This window comes from Spiroplasma endosymbiont of Dactylopius coccus, assembly GCF_977110965.1.
The window spans coordinates 177,084-191,996 of sequence record NZ_OZ373019.1; the positions used below are offsets into that span (position 1 = coordinate 177,084).

General features: G+C 24.1%; 20 protein-coding genes and 3 pseudogenes. 18 read left to right on the forward strand and 5 right to left on the reverse strand.

Features of this window, described 5'->3' with window-relative positions:
* Positions 1 to 90 precede the first annotated feature (90 nt).
* Positions 91 to 651, forward strand: a pseudogene (locus ACXUB0_RS01110) (transposase); the annotation flags it as partial.
* A gap of 475 nt (positions 652 to 1,126) precedes the next feature.
* Here the strand turns inward: ACXUB0_RS01110 and ACXUB0_RS01115 are convergent.
* Both ACXUB0_RS01115 and ACXUB0_RS01120 read right to left on the reverse strand, forming a co-directional pair.
* Positions 1,127 to 2,247 (reverse strand): IS3 family transposase gene (locus ACXUB0_RS01115; RefSeq protein WP_458257480.1). Its coding sequence is split into 2 segments (ribosomal slippage): positions 1,127 to 2,004 and positions 2,004 to 2,247, totalling 1,122 coding nucleotides; the frame shifts between segments, so codons are not numbered across the junction.
* Positions 2,248 to 2,387: 140 nt separating this feature from the next.
* Entirely contained in the window at positions 2,388 to 2,849 is a 462-nt protein-coding gene (locus tag ACXUB0_RS01120; RefSeq protein ID WP_458257481.1) for a hypothetical protein, read from the reverse strand.
* Between the two features lie 179 nt (positions 2,850 to 3,028).
* Between ACXUB0_RS01120 and ACXUB0_RS01125 the strand changes: the two genes are divergently transcribed.
* Entirely contained in the window at positions 3,029 to 3,217 is a 189-nt protein-coding gene (locus tag ACXUB0_RS01125) for a hypothetical protein (protein ID WP_458257482.1), read from the forward strand.
* A 58-nt stretch (positions 3,218 to 3,275) separates the two neighbouring features.
* On the opposite strand, the gene greA is transcribed toward ACXUB0_RS01125, so the two are convergent.
* Positions 3,276 to 3,797, reverse strand: coding sequence for a transcription elongation factor GreA (gene greA, locus ACXUB0_RS01130; protein WP_458257483.1), 522 nt, complete (start codon positions 3,795 to 3,797; stop codon positions 3,276 to 3,278).
* 109 nt (positions 3,798 to 3,906) lie between these two features.
* Positions 3,907 to 4,254 (reverse strand): HPr family phosphocarrier protein, encoded by a 348-nt coding sequence (locus tag ACXUB0_RS01135; RefSeq protein WP_458257484.1) that lies wholly within the window; start codon positions 4,252 to 4,254, stop codon positions 3,907 to 3,909.
* Between the two features lie 218 nt (positions 4,255 to 4,472).
* Here ACXUB0_RS01135 and rpmB point away from each other — a divergent pair, with 218 nt between their 5' ends.
* From rpmB to phoU, 5 genes are all read left to right on the forward strand, one after another.
* The gene (gene rpmB, locus ACXUB0_RS01140; protein ID WP_458257485.1) at positions 4,473 to 4,664 is read left to right on the forward strand and encodes a 50S ribosomal protein L28; all 192 of its coding nucleotides are present in this window, start codon (positions 4,473 to 4,475) and stop codon (positions 4,662 to 4,664) included.
* Positions 4,665 to 4,930: 266 nt separating this feature from the next.
* Positions 4,931 to 5,893, forward strand: coding sequence for a PstS family phosphate ABC transporter substrate-binding protein (locus tag ACXUB0_RS01145; protein WP_252320663.1), 963 nt, complete (start codon positions 4,931 to 4,933; stop codon positions 5,891 to 5,893).
* Between the two features lie 14 nt (positions 5,894 to 5,907).
* Positions 5,908 to 7,929 (forward strand): phosphate ABC transporter permease PstA, encoded by a 2,022-nt coding sequence (pstA, locus tag ACXUB0_RS01150; protein WP_458257486.1) that lies wholly within the window; start codon positions 5,908 to 5,910, stop codon positions 7,927 to 7,929.
* Positions 7,930 to 8,009: 80 nt separating this feature from the next.
* Positions 8,010 to 8,789, forward strand: coding sequence for a phosphate ABC transporter ATP-binding protein PstB (gene pstB, locus ACXUB0_RS01155; RefSeq protein WP_400255247.1), 780 nt, complete (start codon positions 8,010 to 8,012; stop codon positions 8,787 to 8,789).
* Positions 8,790 to 8,826: 37 nt separating this feature from the next.
* Positions 8,827 to 9,504, forward strand: a complete 678-nt coding sequence (phoU, locus tag ACXUB0_RS01160; protein WP_174480791.1) for a phosphate signaling complex protein PhoU — start codon at positions 8,827 to 8,829, stop codon at positions 9,502 to 9,504.
* Between the two features lie 94 nt (positions 9,505 to 9,598).
* On the opposite strand, the pseudogene ACXUB0_RS01165 reads toward phoU, so the two are convergent.
* Positions 9,599 to 9,847: pseudogene (locus tag ACXUB0_RS01165) on the reverse strand (transposase); the annotation flags it as partial.
* 83 nt (positions 9,848 to 9,930) lie between these two features.
* On the opposite strand from ACXUB0_RS01165, the pseudogene ACXUB0_RS01170 reads away from it, so the two are divergent.
* The 11 genes and pseudogenes from ACXUB0_RS01170 to ACXUB0_RS01220 all read left to right on the forward strand — a co-directional run.
* Positions 9,931 to 10,652: pseudogene (locus ACXUB0_RS01170) on the forward strand (IS256 family transposase); the annotation flags it as partial.
* 1,047 nt (positions 10,653 to 11,699) lie between these two features.
* Complete coding sequence (locus tag ACXUB0_RS01175) at positions 11,700 to 11,861, forward strand: hypothetical protein (protein ID WP_458257487.1); 162 nt, start codon at positions 11,700 to 11,702, stop codon at positions 11,859 to 11,861.
* 2 nt (positions 11,862 to 11,863) lie between these two features.
* Entirely contained in the window at positions 11,864 to 12,328 is a 465-nt protein-coding gene (locus tag ACXUB0_RS01180; protein ID WP_458257488.1) for a hypothetical protein, read from the forward strand.
* A gap of 2 nt (positions 12,329 to 12,330) precedes the next feature.
* Positions 12,331 to 12,624, forward strand: coding sequence for a hypothetical protein (locus ACXUB0_RS01185; protein ID WP_458257489.1), 294 nt, complete (start codon positions 12,331 to 12,333; stop codon positions 12,622 to 12,624).
* Between the two features lie 3 nt (positions 12,625 to 12,627).
* On the forward strand, positions 12,628 to 12,789 hold the full coding sequence (locus ACXUB0_RS01190; RefSeq protein ID WP_342266587.1) for a hypothetical protein: 162 nt from the start codon (positions 12,628 to 12,630) through the stop codon (positions 12,787 to 12,789).
* Positions 12,789 to 13,073 (forward strand): hypothetical protein, encoded by a 285-nt coding sequence (locus ACXUB0_RS01195; protein ID WP_458257490.1) that lies wholly within the window; start codon positions 12,789 to 12,791, stop codon positions 13,071 to 13,073. The genes ACXUB0_RS01190 and ACXUB0_RS01195 overlap by 1 nt, the downstream gene beginning before the upstream one ends.
* Positions 13,074 to 13,194: 121 nt before the next feature.
* Complete coding sequence (locus ACXUB0_RS01200; RefSeq protein ID WP_458257491.1) at positions 13,195 to 13,350, forward strand: hypothetical protein; 156 nt, start codon at positions 13,195 to 13,197, stop codon at positions 13,348 to 13,350.
* Positions 13,350 to 13,523 carry a hypothetical protein gene (locus ACXUB0_RS01205; protein ID WP_458257492.1) on the forward strand — a complete coding sequence of 58 codons (174 nt, stop codon included), beginning with the start codon at positions 13,350 to 13,352 and terminating at the stop codon, positions 13,521 to 13,523. Before ACXUB0_RS01200 ends, ACXUB0_RS01205 begins: the two co-directional genes overlap by 1 nt.
* Complete coding sequence (locus ACXUB0_RS01210; RefSeq protein ID WP_174480108.1) at positions 13,523 to 13,759, forward strand: hypothetical protein; 237 nt, start codon at positions 13,523 to 13,525, stop codon at positions 13,757 to 13,759. Before ACXUB0_RS01205 ends, ACXUB0_RS01210 begins: the two co-directional genes overlap by 1 nt.
* 131 nt (positions 13,760 to 13,890) lie before the next feature.
* Entirely contained in the window at positions 13,891 to 14,076 is a 186-nt protein-coding gene (locus ACXUB0_RS01215) for a hypothetical protein (RefSeq protein ID WP_458257493.1), read from the forward strand.
* Positions 14,076 to 14,900: a hypothetical protein gene (locus ACXUB0_RS01220; protein ID WP_458257494.1), complete on the forward strand. Its 825-nt coding sequence runs from the start codon at positions 14,076 to 14,078 to the stop codon at positions 14,898 to 14,900. The genes ACXUB0_RS01215 and ACXUB0_RS01220 overlap by 1 nt, the downstream gene beginning before the upstream one ends.
* Positions 14,901 to 14,913: the final 13 nt, after the last annotated feature.

Consider the following 14,913-nt stretch of genomic DNA (forward strand, 5'->3'; position numbering starts at 1 on the left):
ATTAAAGGTAATGTTTAGTAATCTGTGTAACTTACAAAAATAACTATGTTTAATTAGTTCTATAATAAACCTAGAAATAGTGAGTTACAAATGGCTAAAAAGCAAAATATTAATAATAATGATCCAATATCAAAAGCAGTAGATTTATTATTAGAAAATACTGAAGATTTAACAACAGTTTTTAAAGAGGGAGGTTTGTATAAAGAATTAACAAAAAGATTAGTAGAAAAAATGTTGAATTCTGAAATGCAAAATTATTTAGGATATGATAAGAATCAACATAGTAATAGTGACAATGCTCGTAATGGTATAAGTTTAAAAAAATTAATAACTCAACAAGGTAAAATTGAGATTGATGTACCACGAGATCGCAATAGTAATTTTAATCCTGTAATAGTTGCAAAAAGATAAAGAAGATTTGATGGCTTTGATCAACAAGTTCTTTCTTTATATGCAAAAGGTATGACATTATCAGATATTAGATTGCAATTACAAGAGTTATATCATGGTGCTGATATTAGTGAAAGTGTTATTAGTCAAATTACTGATGATGTTATTGATGATGTAAAAGCATGGCAAAATCTACCATTAGATAGTATTTATCCGATTGTTTATTTTGATTGCATAGTAGTTAAAATACGACAAGATAGACCAACAAGAACAGTAATTGGAGTTAAAAAGACTGCTGAATTTGTTAAAGAGCATTGTCAAAAATTTTATGAAAATATTGAACAAGCAAAAATTATTATTTGTGGTGATAGTGCAGGATGAATTAAAGAAGTTGCTGATTATTTAGGTGCACAGTTTGTTTTAGATAAATTTCATTTAATTAGAACATTATATCTTGGAATAATGGCGGGAAATAAAGGAAAATATTTAAAAGAATATAATCACTGTAAAAATTTAATTAATAATGGTCAATATGATGAATTAATTAACTATTTATATAAAGAATTAGATAATCATAAAAAATTAAAAAACAGTATTTTAAAAATAATAAACAAGGTATTGAAAATCAAGGTGCAAAGTGAAATATAGGTTGCTTTACTGAAACTAATATTTGACATGTTTTAAAAGAAATGCTTGGTAATAGAACATATAATTGGAATGGCAACACTTTTTAGGACTATTTTTTGGTAGACACTTGTTCTTGATATTTGATAGGAGTTAAGTAGTTTAAAGTGCTGTGGATTCTTATGTTGTTGTATCAATTGATATAATCAAATAATTCTAATTTTAATTGGATTAATGATGTAAAATTTTTATCATTAATAAATTCAGTTTTGAAAGTTTTAAAAGTTGCTTCAGCAACAGCATTATCATAAGGACAACCTTTTTTGCTTAAAGATCGAGTAATATTGAATGCTAATAAAAGATTATTAATAATTTTATTGTTAAATTCATTACCTCGATCACTATGAAATATTTGGATATCTTTTAAACAGCGATTTGATTGCATAAATGCTTGATATACTAGTAATGCATCTTTTTTAACTCCAACACTATGTCCAATAATTTCGCGGTTAAATAGGTCTATTAATAGGCAAATATAGTTTCATTTATCATTAACTTGAACGTAAGTTAAATCACTAACAATAACTTCATTTTTAACCCTATTATTAAAGTTTCTATTAACAAGATTGGTTATTTGACTATTATTGACTTTATTATGATGATTTTTGAATGATAATTTAGTGTATTTTGATATTAAATTATGCTTATTCATAATTTCTTTAATTTTTCTGCGTGATAAATAAATTTCTTGGTTTTCTAAAATTTTTTTTAATCTTCTAGTACCATAAACTTCTTTATTTTCTTTAAAAGCACTAATAACAGCTTCATCATACATATTATTTTTGATTTTATTTTCTTTTTTCTTTAAGTTAAAATAATATGTTGATTTAGATATTTTCAAAAAACGACACATTGTGCGAATTTTATATTTAACTTTATTTTTAGCAATAATTTCTACTTTCTGCCTATTATTAGTGCTGCTTGCTTTAAAATATCATTTTCCATTCTTAATTGTTTTAATTCTTTTCTTAATTTAATTAATTCATTTTCTTCAACAGAACGATTATCTTTAATTTTAAAACTATCTGAATTAGTAAATTGCTTAATTCAATTATAAGTAGCTGCTCTTGTAACATTGTACTCTTTAGCAAGACAAGACACTGACTTACCGCTTTGATATAAAGCTACTATTTGTTTTTTAAATTCATCTGAATATGAGTTAATATTGGCCATAATTATACTTCCTTTCTTTTCACTAATTTGTTCACTTGTCTACGTAATTAGTGTCCAATAAAGTGTAACCCATCCAAATATTAGTATTTACATTAAAATGGTTATTTTTAAATGTAATAAAATAAATTTAGAAACATAATTTAATGAATGTAATAATTACTTATTATTTCACAATTTGCAATAGCATCTCAAAAATTATTATTTTTTATTTTTCTTTTTAAACCAATAATTAAGAATGTTAATGACAAAATTATAGAGACAAAAATCGGAACTACAATTGTAGAAAAAATAACTGCAATTTTTAACCATAATAAAGGATAACTATAATAATTATCAATAATATATTCATTTCCAAAATATTTAAAAGAAATATTATTATTGGTTAATATGTAATATCAACTATATTTACTTCACAAAGTAAAACCATTATATTCATATATTAAACGTTTTGTATTTTTAAATAAATAATTATTTTTAACAGTTACTACTTCTTTTCCGTGAAATAAACCAAGTAATAATAGTCCATTAATTATAATTAAAATAGTTAAAATAAATAGTGATACAGTTATTAACTGTAATTTTTTCAGTGTTTTAATTTTCATCTTTAAATTCTCCTTAAATATTACTTCATAAGTTTAACACTTACTAAACTTAATTATAAGTATTTTAGTTGTATTTTTTTTTAAAAAATAGTAAGATAAATATACAATTTCATAAAAATCCAAATTATTTCTTGTCTGAAATATAATAAGACTACAACGATTTAATTTATTCCGGATTTTTGACAATCTCCCCTAAACTTTCTTTAAAAGAAATATGTGAAAACTTTAATATTGAAAATTCTAACATAAAAGAATTACTAAATGATTGTTTAAAAATCCCAGATAATAATTTTGAAAAAATCAAACAACAAAGTAATTTAGATACTAAAGAAAACAAAACTTATAATTATCATTCTGTTCAATTATAAATTAATAAATAATTAAAAATGACCACTATTTATTAGTGGTCATTTTTAATTAAATTATTTATAATTGATTTTTTACTTCTATAATTTTTACCCTATATGTTTCTTTAATACCTTTAATATCAACAATATCACCAACAACACAATTCATAATTGATACTGCTAATGGGCACTCATTAGAAATTAATCCTTCAAATGGATTACTTTCAATACTTCCAACAATTTTAAATTTTTCTTCTGAATCAGAAACAATTTTACCATCTTTAATTTTTACAATTGTTACTCAACTACCAACACGAACTGCTTTGATATTACTATTTTTACGTTGTTTTTGTTCTTCAAGAATAACAGCACTAGTAATAATCGTTTCAAGTTCTTGAATGCGTGCTTCATTTTTACCTTGCTCTTCACGCGCACTAGTATAATCAGCATTTTCTGATAAATCACCATCAGCCCTAGCTGCTTTTAATCGTTCTTTTATCGATTCACGTTCAACATTAATTCGTTTATATAATTCAGTTCTTAACTTTTCTAAACCTTGTTCTGAAATTATTATTTCTTTATTTTTGTTAATTTCGCTCATTAAATGCCTCCATTTATATAATTTAATATTTTAAGAACGTAAATAATTATATCATAAGGATAAATGGTTTTAAAAAAAGTATTAAAAAGAATACTTTTTTTAAAACCATTTACTTTATTAATTTTTCTTCTTTTAATAAAGAAATAATTTCTGTTTTAACTTCTTCAAGTTTTTTATCTTCTTCTTTCTCATCCATTTTTGTAATAATAAAAGCAATTTTACTAAAATTTTTTGCTTGTAAACCTAGAAAATTAAGAACTGACTTAGCTTTAACTTTAGTTTCATTACCAGTAAGTTTTACTGGCTTCGTAATATCTGCATTATCAGGTAATTTAATGACTTCTACCTCAATATTTTTATACTTACTAATAGCACCAGCAATTTTGGCTATTGGTCGTGCATGTAAACCAATCTTTTTTTCATCATCAATTTGCACAGCATAAATAATACAATTCATTTTTTTCCTCCAAGATTTCTTAAAAATTTGTATAATATAGTTTACTTATAACATATTTTTTATTTTTTTAAAAAAAATATATAATTTAAATTTTTCTTATTAAAATAATGTCCTAGTAAATATTCAATTTTTTACAAATAAATTTTAATTTTTTTTAAAATAAATAAATAAATATGGTATTATTTATTAGTTAAAACATTAATAAGGAGAAAATAACTATGGCAAGAAAATGTGCTTTAAGTGGTATTGGTCCACTAGCTGGTAACAACCGTTCGCATGCGATGAACTCTTCTAGAAGAAAATGAAATCCAAACTTACAGCCAATAAAAATTGGTGGAAAAAATTTAATGATTAGTGCTCGTACTTTAAAAACTTTAAAGAAAAATAATGCTTTAGATAATAAAAAATAAAGTTATTTTATCTTTTGAATTATATAAATAAAGAATACTAATAAAAGAAAGAAATACTTTTCTTTTATTTTTTTATATTAAATTAAAAATATTTAATAAAATGGTATTAAGTTAACTTAATACCATTTTTTAATTACTAAAAAATATTAATAATATAGTTTAGAACCTACATTTTTTATAAAAATGAAATAATTTTTCTAGTTTTTATCAATTATATTGTTATAATACGTGTATGATAAAGAAAACTCTCAGTTGGGTGGATTTATATGCTAAAAAAAAGAATTTTGTCATTATTTTGATTAATCACAATGATTAGTATTTTTATTGTAACTTTAGTTAGTCATAAACCCTATTTTATTATGGGTGGTTCAACTTCAGTAGCACCTTTAATGCATACATTAATGGAAGACTATCCTGATAATCATAAAGAAGCAGATTTTACTTATAACAGTTTAGGTTCAGATGCAGCAGTAATTCCCGTTAATAAAAATATGTTTGGTATTGGCTGACTTTCAAAGGAATATACAACTCCTAATAATAATTTAATTTCTTTTGTTTTATCAAAAGATGGCATGATTTTAGTTTATAATTTACCAAAAGATTGCTTAGGTAATGATAAACCTCTAAATTTTACACAAGATAAAGTAAAAAAAATGTATTTAAAATCGTCTATTTTCTGAAGAGATTTATTTCCACAAAATACTTCAGAACCAAATCAAGGTTGAATCAAACCAACTTGTGACCTCAAAATTTTACCTTATACTAGAGAAAATGGTTCAGGAACACGAGATGTTTTTAATGAAAAAGTTCTGGGTGATTCAAAAGCATATTATCCACAAGCAATAACCGTTAATTCAAGTACACAAATGTTTAATATGTCTAGTGGTGGTGTTGGTTATAGTTCATATTCAGATAAAAAACAATTAGATTCAAATAAACAATTCACTAATATTCATATTGCTAATTGAGAAAAAATTGCTCCAAGTTTAGATACCATTAAAAATGGTACTTATCAGTTATCACGACCATTTACAGGTTTAATAAATAAAAATTTTAAACAAATTAATACTTTAGTTAAATTTCTAAAATTCTTGTTTATTCCTGGCTATCCAGGTCATAACGAATACGTAGTTCCTGCTTTTTCAGAAGCTCAATACGCACAATCAGCAGTACCATTAACTGACAAATTAAATCATGATTTAAATCAGTGATTAAACAATTTTCCATAAAGGAGTATTAATAAATGAAATCCAAATCTTTTAAAAAGTTTTGACATAAAATAACTTTTAATCATTTTAATAAAAATCATGATCCAAAAAATGTTTTTATTAGTGAACAAAAAAAACATACTTATGATTTGATTGCTAAAATTTGTGTATTGTCTATATCTTCATTAGCACTAATTGCCGCTTCATTATTAATTGGTTTTATTATCGGCCAAACATTTAGTAATATGAGTTTTCTTAATTGATTTAAAATGTTAGGAAATAGTAAATGATTACCTAGTGCTAATAGTTTTGGTATTATTGCCTTTGTTGTTGCCACTTTTTGAGTTGCGCTATTTTCAATGATACTTGCTGTTCCTTTAAGTTTACTAACATCATTATTTATATGTGAATTTTTACCACCAAAATTAAAAAAAACAACATTAACTTTAGTAGAATTATTATCTGGTATTCCTTCAGTTGTTTTTGGTGCTTTTGGTTTAATGACCATTGGTCCTATTTTTGTAAAAATGGGAGCACCAACCAAAGAAAATATGATGACAGCAAGTTTTATTTTATCAATGATGGCATTACCAACAATTATTTCATTATCTGTTAATGCTATTACTAGAGTACCAAAATCTTATCTATATGCATCATTAGCACTAGGTATTAGCAGGACTGACACTAGTTTTAAAGTCATTTTTAAAGCGGCAAAAACCAAAATCATTGGTGCAATAATTTTTGGATTTGGAAGAGTCATTGGTGAAACAATGGCCGTTGTCATGATTGCTGGTAATAGTACTCTAACCCCCAATTTTGCACATGGTACACTTGCATTTTTATTTAGTTCAATTTCTACTTTAGCGGGAGTAATTGGACTAGAAATTGGAGAAGCAGTTAGTTCTCAACAAATATCAGCATTATATGGAATTGGTTTATTTTTATTTATTATAGTTTCAATCATTAACTTTATTGTTTTAATAATTTATAAACGTAGTGATAAAAAAGCAAAAGGTCATAAAAAACCACGAAATTATAATTTAAAAAAAATAAATCTATCTGATAATCAACTAATGTTAACTATTAGTGAAAAAACTATTAAAAATCAAGGCTGAAAACACTTTAAAGACTATTTTCGATTATTCTTTATGGGGCTAGCTTGTTTTATTACTATGGGATTAATTATTTGAATTATTGGTGATATTATTATTAATGGTATCTTCAACATTAGTGGTAATACTGGTAGTAGCGTTTTCAATTTTAATTTTGCGGCTTTAATTTGAACAACCGGTGATGAAGGTTACTTATCAATTATCACAATGACATGTTTATTGGTATTAACAACAATTACTATTGCTATGCCATTAGGTATTATTGGCGCAATTTATCTTCACGAATATGCCAAAAATGGTTGATTTGCTTCAATATTACGTTTTGTGCTAAATACCTTAGCTTCTACGCCATCAATTATCTTTGGTATGTTTGGATTTACTTTTTTTATTACTTTCTTACAAATAAGTTTCTCAGCAATTGCTGCTAGTTTAACATTAACAATTGTTATTTTACCACTTATTATTAGAGCAGTAGAAGATACATTAAAATCAGTACCCATTGAATATCGTGAAGCATCATTAGCACTAGGTGCTAGTAAATTTGAAACAATAAGAAAAGTAGTTATTCCAGCTGCCATTGCTGGCATTATTACTAGTATGATTTTATCAATGGGTAGAATTATTGGTGAATCAGCACCAGTTTATCTAACATTAGGAAGCACTGTTGCTTTTCCCAATAAAGGTTTCTTAAGTTCAGGACAAACTTTAACAACCCATATTTTATTAGTTAATAAAGAATCAAATGACCCTAATAAATTAGGAATGATGTACCAAACAGCACTAATAACAGTTATACTAATATTTATTTTAAATTTTATAGCAAAACATTTTGAAAAAAGTTTAACAACAAGAATCGGGGTGAAAACAAAATGCTCAATTGAATTATTAAAAGAAAAAATGAAAGCAAGAAAGAATCAGCGAATAGCAATAAAAAAAGAAAAGTAAATGTGATTAAACCTTACTTTTTAAAAGTGAAAGATAAATTTAAGAAAAAACCAAATAACAAATCAAATAATTTATCAAATATAGAAAATATTCCAAAAAGTAATTATGTTTTTACTATTAAAAATTTAAATTTCTTCTATAATCATGGTAAAAAACAGGCTTTATTTAATATAAATTTAGAAATAAGTCGTAATCAAGTAACCGCTTTTATTGGACCAAGTGGTTGTGGCAAATCAACATTACTACGAACTTTAAATAGAATGAATGATTTAATTGATGGTGTTAAAATTAATGGACAAATATTATTCAATAATGAAGATATTTATGAAAATAAAAAAAATATTATTTCATTACGAACTAAAGTTGGAATGGTATTTCAAAAACCTAATCCCTTTCCAATGTCAATTTATGATAATGTTGCATATGGTCCAAAAAATCAAGGCATTAAAAACAAAAAGATTCTAAATCAAATTGTCGAAGATGCTTTAAAAAAAGCGGCTTTATGAGATGAAGTTGCTCAACACTTATTTGATTCAGCATTATCATTATCAGGTGGCCAACAACAACGTTTATGTATTGCTCGTGCTATTGCCCTAAAACCAGAAGTACTATTAATGGATGAACCAACTTCAGCTCTAGATCCGATTGCCGCATCTAAAATTGAAGACTTAATGAATGATTTAAAATCAGACTTTACAATTATTGTTGTTACTCATTCAATGCAACAAGCAGCACGAATTTCTGATAAAACTGCTTTTTTCTTAAATGGAGAAGTCATTGAGTATAATAATACTAAAAAAATATTTTCACGACCAAAAGATAAAAGAACAGAAGATTATATTACCGGCAGATTTGGTTAAAAATATATATAATTAATTATAGAGGAAGGAGGAAAAAATGAAAATAATTAACCGTAGATTTGATTTAGATATCATAAATTTAAAACAAAACTTATTAACTTTATTAAAAGAAGTAAAAAAAGAACATAAAGACGCTTTAATAGCAATGGAAACACAAGATTTTGATATGTCAAAAAGAATTGTTGAAACCGATAAAGAAATTAGAACAGTCGCTGAAAGTTTAACAATTACTGCAATTTGAAGTATTGCTCAACAAAATCCTTTTGCTACTGACTTACGTACTATTATTGGCTATATGAATATTATTCGTGATTTAGAACGTATTTCAAATTATGCTAAAAATTTATCCAAATTTAATGTCAAATATAAACCAGAAATTAAATTAACATCTCAATTATCAGGATTAATGAAAAAAGTATTTAAAATGATGGATTTAATTGGTGAATCTATAAATGAAAATGATATTAACAAAGCTTATCAAGCAGCAGAATATGATATCGATATTGATAATCGTTTTCGTGAATCAATGAAAAACATTGTCAATATGTTAAAAGTAAACAAAAATAATGATCAACTCTCTCAATATACATCAACAATGCAACAGTTGAAATATATTGAAAGACTAGGTGATCACTTAGTTAACATTTGTGAAACAATAGTATATATTATTAAAGGTAAATTTTATGATTTATCTTCAACAAAAATATCTGAATAATTTATCAATCATTGTTAAAATAATTACTTTTTTTTGCAAGTTTCATTTAAATAGAGGCTTTTTAGAAATCTGTGTATCTTTGTTTTACAAAGTACTAGTTAAGATTAATTCTATCTTCAAATTTTATCATAAAATGAGCAATTGCTGTATTTCAATTTTGAATGGGCATTGTTCATTTTTTTGTTATATTTTCAATTGCTAAATAAAATATTTTCAATTCTTGCATATCATTAGGAAAAACTTTTTTATTTCTGATAACTTTTCGTAATTGACTATTAACAGATTCAATAGCATTTGTGGTATAAATTACTCTTTTAATTTCTGCTGGATAACTAATAAAAAGGTAATGTTTAGTAATCTGTGTAACTTACAAAAATAACTATGTTTAATTAATTCTATAATAAACCTAGAAAGAGTGAATTACAAATGGCTAAAAAGCAAAATATTAATAATAATGATCCAATATCAAAAGCAGTAGATTTATTATTAGAAAATACTGAAGATTTAACAACAGTTTTTAAAGAGGGAGGCTTGTATAAAGAATTAACAAAAAGATTAGTAGAAAAAATGTTGAATTCTGAGATGCAAAATTATTTAGGATATGATAAAAATCAACATAGTAATAGTGACAATGCTCGTAATGGTATAAGTTCAAAAAAATTAATAACTCAACAAGGTAAAATTGAGATTGATGTACCACGAGATCGCAATAGTAATTTTAATCCTGTAATAATTGCAAAAAGACAAATAAGATTTGATGGTTTTGATCAACAAGTTCTTTCTTTATATGCAAAAGGTATGACATTATCAGATATTAGAATGCAATTACAAGAGTTATATCATGGTGCTGATATTAGTGAAAGTGTTATTAGTCAAATTACTGATGATGTTATTGATGATGTAAAAGCATGGCAAAATCGACCATTAGATAGTATTTATCCGATTGTTTATTTTGATTGCATAGTAGTTAAAATACGACAAGATAAACGCATTATTAACAAATCTGTGTAGGAGTTGATTTAGAAGGTAAAAAAGATGTTTTAGGCTTATGAATTAGTGAAAATGAAGGTTCTAAATTTTGATTAGCCAATTTCACAGAAATGAAAAATCGAGGCTTAAATGATATTCTCATTGCTTGTAGTGATAATTGGTCGTTTAAAAAATGCGTATAAAGTATATTTTCTATGAGAGAAAAATATCTTTAATTGTTATAACAATTATAACACATTAATTAAAAAAAATAAAGTATTTTGTACCACATTTTTATTAATATAATGGGAGCGTACCGAAGATGTCGGTAACTAAAAAGTTTTAAAAATAGCTCCTTTCTTTTTTTACCCTTGAATTAAAAATAAATGACAAAAGACGAGAATAAAAATCTTGTCTTTTTTTTGTAATTGTAAAATTTTAAAATTTTTATTATTAACACTCTTTAAATATCTACTACACGCAGTGACCAAGTAGGAGAAAGTTAATAATTAATAACCCTCTTTAACGCTATTATCAACACGTGTTAGGGAACTAAAAAAGTGAACTACAACACAGTTGTTAAAAATAGTAGCTAGAGCATGTGGACTTGCATGAATAAATAAAAAGTGGAGTGATACCTAATAAAATATATTAACCAGTAATGGTAATTCTTGGGGTGGGAGCGAATTGGAAACTAGTATATATAGACCTGTTGTAGGGACCTATTGTATTAATTCTATTCTTTATTTAACCAACCTTGCCACTCCCCAGTGAGCAAGTGTTGGTTTTATTTTTTATTTTTTTTGAAAAAATTTTTGGGCGAGAAAATAAATTTCAAACTTGTAAAAAAAATTGAGCGGTGCCGGTTCAATTAAAATATTAATTTGTTTAACACAAATTAAATAAATATTGAATCGAATGCCTCAATGTTTTTTAAAATTTCACAATTTATTTTTGAGCCCAGAATTTCTGGAATGAATAAAACTAATAGTATTAATAATATAAAAATCAAAATATATATTCTTTATGCTAGAAGCAACAGAATATATTAGAAAGAATTATTATGAAAAAGTATTTTTGTTGAACATGTAAACAACATAAATTAGATTATTTATTCTTTAATACTAATGATATAAAAACAAGAAAATATTTTTTAAGAGATAAAAATAGTAAAGCAATTTGTTATGACTGTATTTTAAATATTAGGTTAAGTAGGAGGTATAAATATGGATAAACAAAAATTAATTAGTTGATTAAATTTAATTTTAGATAGTGATATAGAACAATATAATAAAGAAAAAGACATATATTATTTAAATAAATTAAAAGGTTCAATTGATATTATTAAAATTTTAATTAATAAAATACAATGCAGAGAATTTGATTAATAATGAAATATGAATTAATTATTGGAATTGACCCTGCTGGTATTGGTAATAATGGAATTGTTATATATTCAAATGAAACTAATAATATTGTTTTTAATGAAACATTCAATACATTAACTGTTTTATGAACTAAAAATATTTATAAAGAAAAATTTCAATTAATTAAAGAAAAATTTATTGATAAAAAAATATTAGTTATTGTAGAAAATTTCTTTTTAAATTCAAAACAATTATTAACTAATCCATTAGCAACTCCTAAAATTATTGGTTCATTAATGGTATTAGTACAAGATGTTATGAATTGAGATTATCTAGAAAACCAACCAAAAAATAAAAATAAAATAACAAATTATAAAGGAAATATAAAATTAACAAAACATGAACAAGATGCATATAAGCATATTCAATATTATTTAAAAAATCATAAAAAAATATTAATTTTTGACAATTATTTAAGGAAATTATAAAAATGAAAGATAAAACAAATTATGTCAAATTAACAGTAAAACTTAGTAACACTATTGAAGCAAAATATTACGAAAAAGGTAATAAAGAATTATATTATAGTGTTCGTGGTCAATGAAATGGATTAAACTATGTTACTTTAATTTTTAATAAACCAAAACTTTATAGACGCTGTATTTTATTAAACAAAAACGATGAAATTATAGTAACTGGTGAAATCTTTAATACTTTAAATATTCCTAAAAATCGTGCATTTTGTTCAATTAATGTTAAATGATTTAAAAAATGAAAAGAGTAAAAAATGATATTATGAAAAATTTTATTAATAGTACCGATATTAATAACAAGTATAACACTAATAATATTTTTAATATTTATTATTAAAGAATTAAAAAATGAATATAAAGTATTGAAAATATTAAATGAAATTGCTAATCAAATTGAAAATAAGGAGAAAAAATAATGAATAGATGTACATTTAGTCAAACTACTAAATTTACTAGTTTAATACCACCACATGATGAAAATTTTGAACAAATACAATGTGAAAATATAACAGAAGAGCAATTTGATGAATATGGTAGAGCATACTGTAAAGAACATAGAATTAAAGTTGATGAAATTAATAAATCAAGACATAAAAATTGTATTAATAAAGAAAAATTACTTGAACATATTAAAAATATAAATTTTAAAGGAATTTTTGGTTTATTAATTAAAAAAATAGAAAACGGAGAAATTAACTAATGACTAATTGTAAACATGAAGATGTAAGCATTGAATTAATATTTCGTTGTAATGATTGTTTAGCTGTTCAATTTCAACATCCAAAAAATAATAAGGAGAAATAACTAAATGAAAATGTGTAATGATTGTAAAGAAAATTATAATTGACCAAATTGTCAAAATTGTTTTAAAAATAATGATAATAAAAACTAATAATTGAAATATAACAATATCAAATCATGATGAAGCAGATAGTTTATTAATTGGTTGATATTATTTAAATAAGGAGAATAAATAATGAATAAAGAACAATTAATTAAATATTTAAATCAATATTATAAAAATATGGAAACTGATAATGAATATCACTTTATGGAATTTAAAAATGAACAAGATAAATATACACATTACGGGATATTATTAGCAATTAATACTATAAAAGAAAAAATAGAAAATGGAGAATTTGACTAATGATAATATTACCTACTTTGTTTGAAAATAAAGATGAAATTGAAATATTATCACCATTTCCAAAAGCAATTCATACAAGTAATGATATTAGAGCAATTATTTTAAGACAATACCCAAATGTTAAATCAAAACACATAATTGTTTCTGACCCCGAAAGTAATGTTGCATTAATAGTTGGTGATAATGATGTATATCAAGGTTGAATTAAAGTAACAATTAAAAAATTAGAAAATTAAAGGAGAACAAATAAATGCAAAAAGAAAAAATTAAAATTAGAAATTATGAATTTGAATTAAATTCTTATGTAGTAGATTCCTTATTAGATGTTATAAGAGAACTGATAAAAACAAATAAAGGAGATTAAATTATGTTAGATGAAATTTTACAAGTCATTTTTGATAAAGCAGATAAAAAAGAGTTAATCGATACGATAGAAAAGTTAATTAATGTTACTAACAATCATTCAGAAACAAAAAAATGACTTATTATAAATTTTGATAAAACTAATTATGTTTTAGAAAAATTATTGAATATGAACGGAGAAATTAAATAATGCCAAATATAGAAAATCAATCAAATTATACATTAACTAAATTAATTAGAACTGGTATAAGTCCTATTTGTGCAATGATTGGTACAAGTGCTTATTATGGTCAAGTAATTGCAAATCCAGTATTAGGTTCAATTAATAGTTTATTATTTGGTAAAAAATTAGGTTTAGATATTTGAAATTTAAATCAAAGACCAAATACTAAAACAAAATTAATTAATAGTTCTAAAAAAATATTACTAGGTTTAGGAACAATCGGTTTAGCAAATTATAGTAAATGAACAGAAAATAATATTAATCCTATTATTCCAACAACACCAACTCCAATAACTACTACAACTACAACTGAGGGTCCACCATGATTATTGTTAGATAAACAAGATAATCAGTCATTAATGGATTGAGATACATATATTAGTTTAAATGCTTATGGTATTTCAAATCTTATTAGTGGATTAACTGAGTTAATACCTAATAAATTTGAAACAATAAGAAAAATTTGTAATATGGCAACTGGTGGATGTTTGATTAGTACTGGTGTTGCTATGGGTATAAATAATAATTTTAATAATGCTTATGCAGTACCTACCATTATTGCTGGGGCATCTGAAATTATTCATAATTTATTACCTATGGAAACAAATCATCATGTTGAAGAAATGCAAGAAACAACATTTAATAATGAAACTACAAGATTAATTAATGATAATAGATTTTCAATTAATAGTGAAACAACCAGTCAATACGGTAGTGATAATATGAGCGAAGTACCATTAAATACTGATAATGCTTCATTAAATTGAGATTACAATCACATGAGTTTATAAAGGGGGTGAAAAG